This is a genomic window from Immundisolibacter sp., from assembly GCF_041601295.1.
In the GTDB taxonomy this organism is placed as follows: domain Bacteria; phylum Pseudomonadota; class Gammaproteobacteria; order Immundisolibacterales; family Immundisolibacteraceae; genus Immundisolibacter.
The window spans coordinates 1-3,701 of record NZ_JBFIII010000160.1; the positions used below are offsets into that span (position 1 = coordinate 1).

Annotated in this window: 4 protein-coding genes and 1 tRNA gene; 2 read left to right on the plus strand and 3 right to left on the minus strand. The window is 66.8% G+C overall.

What is annotated here, in order from left to right:
- Positions 1-1,156: porin (locus ABZF37_RS13865; protein WP_372720925.1), on the plus strand; the 1,156-nt coding region annotated here is incomplete at its 5' end.
- A 52-nt stretch (positions 1,157-1,208) separates the two neighbouring features.
- Here ABZF37_RS13865 and lysA read toward each other — a convergent pair.
- Both lysA and ABZF37_RS13875 read right to left on the minus strand, forming a co-directional pair.
- Positions 1,209-2,456 carry a diaminopimelate decarboxylase gene (gene lysA, locus ABZF37_RS13870; RefSeq protein WP_372720927.1) on the minus strand — a complete coding sequence of 416 codons (1,248 nt, stop codon included), beginning with the start codon at positions 2,454-2,456 and terminating at the stop codon, positions 1,209-1,211.
- The gene (locus tag ABZF37_RS13875; RefSeq protein WP_372720929.1) at positions 2,453-2,620 is read right to left on the minus strand and encodes a lipoprotein; all 168 of its coding nucleotides are present in this window, start codon (positions 2,618-2,620) and stop codon (positions 2,453-2,455) included. The genes lysA and ABZF37_RS13875 overlap by 4 nt, the downstream gene beginning before the upstream one ends.
- A gap of 118 nt (positions 2,621-2,738) precedes the next feature.
- Between ABZF37_RS13875 and ABZF37_RS13880 the strand changes: the two genes are divergently transcribed.
- Positions 2,739-2,815: transfer RNA gene (locus ABZF37_RS13880), tRNA-Met, on the plus strand.
- Positions 2,816-2,912: 97 nt separating this feature from the next.
- On the opposite strand, the gene ABZF37_RS13885 is transcribed toward ABZF37_RS13880, so the two are convergent.
- Positions 2,913-3,701: DUF2063 domain-containing protein (locus tag ABZF37_RS13885; protein ID WP_372720931.1), on the minus strand; the 789-nt coding region annotated here is incomplete at its 5' end.

The following is a 3,701-nucleotide window of genomic DNA, read 5'->3' on the forward strand; positions in this document are numbered from 1 at the left end:
ACACGGCGCCAGCTCCATCGAGGCCATCGAACAGACACTGGTGCAGCTGCAAGCTCAATTGCAGGCTGCGCAACAGGAAATTCGGGCGCTCAAGGCCGAAAACCAGCAGATCAAGGAGCAGGTGGCCGCGACCGGCGAGGCAGTGGAGCAGGCCGAGCAGGCGGCTACCGCCCGCGGCCCGTCCTGGGCCGAGAAGACCAGCCTCGGTGCCTATGGCGAAATGCACTGGAACAGCCTGCAGAGCAAGGACGAGATCGACTTCCATCGCTTCGTGCTGTTCCTTGGGCACGAGTTCGACGCCCGCACGCGGCTATTCGCCGAGCTTGAGCTTGAGCATGCGCTGGCCGGCGAGGGCAAGGAAGGCGAAGTCGAACTCGAACAGGCGTATATCGAACGTGATCTCACCGACAACCAGCACGCCCAGGTCGGCTTGTTTCTGTTGCCGCTGGGCATCCTGAACGAGCACCACGAGCCGGATACCTTCTACGGCGTGGAGCGCAATCCGGTCGAGACCAACATCATCCCGACCACCTGGTGGGAAGGCGGCATTGGCTTGCACGGCGATATCGCTCCCGGCTGGGCTTACAACCTCGCCGCCCACTCCGGATTGAATGTGCCGACCACCGGCAGCAGCGCATTTCTCACGCGCAGTGGCCGGCAGAAAGTGTCCGAAGCCGTAGCGGAAGACCCGGCCATGACCGCGCGAATCCGTTATCAGGGCATTCCCGGTCTGGAGCTGGCGCTTTCCGGGCAGTACCAGGACGACCTGACGCAAGGCACGGGTGAGCGGGCACGTGCCTTCCTGTGGGAGACACACGCCGTGCTGCAACGTGGCCCATTCGGTCTGCGAGCGCTGTACGCCGGCTGGGACATCGGCGGCGATCAGGCGCAGGCACTCGGCCGCGACCAGCAGAACGGCTGGTACGTGGAGCCATCCTGGCGCTTCAACGACCGGTGGGGCGTGTTCGCGCGCTACAACCGCTGGGATACCGCCGCCGGCAACAGCGCCGACAGCGCGTTCAAGCAAGTGGACGTGGGCTTTAACTACTGGCTGTCGGAGCAGGTGGTGCTCAAGCTCGACTACATGGACAAGAACGGCCCGACCTCGGACCTGGATGACCGTGGCGTGAACGCCGGCGTCGGTTTCTCGTTCTGATTGAGCCGTCGCTGGGCGGTGGGGCGCGATGTGCCACCGCCCTGTCGGCGTTTCAGTTCGCCAGCATTTCCTCGCCGCGCCACAGATCGTCCAGCGTCTCGCGGGCGCGAATCAGGTAAGCCTTGTCGCCGTCCACCATGACCTCGGGCGGTCGGGGCCGGGTGTTGTAGTTACTGCTCATGGCAAAGCCGTAGGCACCCGCGTCGCGCAACGCCAGCACATCGCCCTCGGCCAGCGCCAGCGAGCGGGCGTGGGCGAGGAAATCGCCGCTCTCGCATACCGGCCCGACCAGCTCCCAAACCTTGGTCTGGCCACCGGCCTGGCGCAGCGGCAACACCGCGTGATGCGCGTCGTACAGGGCAGGACGCAGCAGGTCATTCATCGCCGCATCGATGATGGCGAAATTACGCCCGGCACCGGGCTTCAGATATTCCACACGCGTCAGCAGCACGCCAGCGGGCCCGACGATGGAGCGACCCGGCTCGATCGAAATCTCCACCCCGCTGCCGGCGAACGGCTCGCCGATGGCCGCGGCGTAATCGGTGGCGCTCGGCACCACCTCGTGGCGATAGGCAATGCCGAGTCCACCGCCAAGGTCCACATGATCAATGGCGATGTCTTCCGCCAGCAGGGTCAGACGCAGCGCGGCGATGCGCCCGGCCGCCTCGCGCAGTGGCGCCAGGTCTGTCATCTGCGAGCCGATGTGGCAGGCGACGCCGTACACGCGCAGACCGGGCAGGCTGGCCGCGCGGCGGTAAAGCGCCAGCGCGTCGTCGGCCGGAATGCCGAACTTGTTTTCCTTAAGGCCGGTCGAGATGTAGGGGTGGGTGCCGGCGTCGACGTCCGGGTTCACGCGCAGCGCCACCGGCGCCCGAAGGCCCAGTTCAGTCGCCACCTGGTTCAGGCGTTCCAGCTCGGCGGCCGATTCCACATTAAAGCAGGCAATGCCGGCCGCGAGTGCCTGGCGCAGTTCCTCGGTGCTCTTGCCAACGCCGGAGAACACCACCCGATTGGCCTTGCCACCGGCGCGCAGCACCCGCGCCAGTTCGCCGCCCGACACCACGTCGAAGCCGGCGCCCAGGCGCGCCAGCACATTCAGCACGGCGAGGTTGGAGTTGGCCTTGACGGCGTAGCAGACGCGGTGAGCGGTGGCGCCGAAAGCGCTGTCGTAGGCACGGTAAGCCGCCTCGATGGCGGCGCGGGAGTAAACGTAGCAGGGCGTGCCGAACAGCTCCGCCACCGCGGCCAGCGCGACCCGCTCCAGGTGCAGCGCGTGGTCGCGGTAGTCCAGCGTGGTCATGGCGCGGGCGAAGGGGCTTCCGGTGCCGTGTCGGCGGGGCTGGCCGGCGCTTGTGGCGACGGCAGGTAAAGCGGGCCAGTCTGGCCACAGCCGGATAGCAACAAAGTCAACGCCACGACAGCGGCTGGCAGCGCCCGGCCGCTGCGACGGAACAGTAGATACACGGAATGCTTCCTCGGGCTCGGTGCGAGATTAACCCAGGCTGACGCAGACAAAACCCGCCTGCACCCGTTCAGGTGATCGGGGCCATTGCTGCTAGAATGTGCGCCCCGCCCGGGACATGGCTATGTAGCTCAGCCGGTTAGAGCACGGCACTCATAATGCCGGGGTCGGTGGTTCGAGTCCACCCATAGCCACCATCGAAAGTGCCGTAGGGAAACGCTGAACTGTTCAGCTCTTCCCTGGATACCCGTCCCTGCCGGCGGGTAACAAATTCCCTTCCTCCCATGGCCCTGGTCATGCTGCGATCAATAGCGTATCCGCCAGCCAGGTGGATAGCAGCTCGGCGGCGCGGCGTGCGGGATCCTGCGCCGTGCCGGCGCGCGTCATGGCGTCGCAACAGCTGGCAAAGCTGCGACCGCGACGCACGGCCTTCAGCAGCGCAGCTTCGTCGTCGGGCAGGGAGCGAAAGTACACCCGCTCCTCCCGGCGCCACACCAAACAACACGTTGGCACAGGCAGGCGTTGTGGCGCCGGGGCTTGCTCCCCGGCTTGCACCGCGCGCCAGGTAGCCGGGATGTTCCACGTCAGGCGCAGCAGGTGCAGCGCCGGCTGCAGGCGAAACCGCAGGCGCGGAAACTGTTCGGCCGGCACGCTGGCGAGGTCGGCAGCGCTCAAGGGCGGAACATCGGCGGCATCGAATGCGGCCAACAACGTCCACTCGAATGCCGCCGCGGCCTTGAGCCAGGGTCGGCGCCGGTAAGGGGCGTGGTGGCCAAGAAATCCCGGCAGCGCCGCCCCGAAATCGCGCAGCGTGAACGAGTGCGACGGTTGGGCGGCAATGTAGGCCGCGGTGAGGCGCTCGAACCCGGCCTCGCCGAGAAGGCTGTGCAGGACCGGAAAATCGGCCGCGAGTGCCTCGGCAAGCCGAAGGCGATAGGCCTGGTGGTACACCGCCAGTCGTTGCGCGACGGAAAAATGCGCACCCCCGTCGATCAGGCCGGCAGCAGGCGCTGTGCCGTCGAGTACATGCGTGGCCAGTGCGCGCTGGAACGTCGCCAGCGCGGTCATGCCGCGGCCTGGGTG

Excerpts from the sequence above, each read along its gene's own strand:
- lysA (WP_372720927.1), bottom strand. The coding sequence starts at position 2,456 with ATGACCACGCTGGACTACCGCGACCACGCGCTGCACCTGGAGCGGGTC.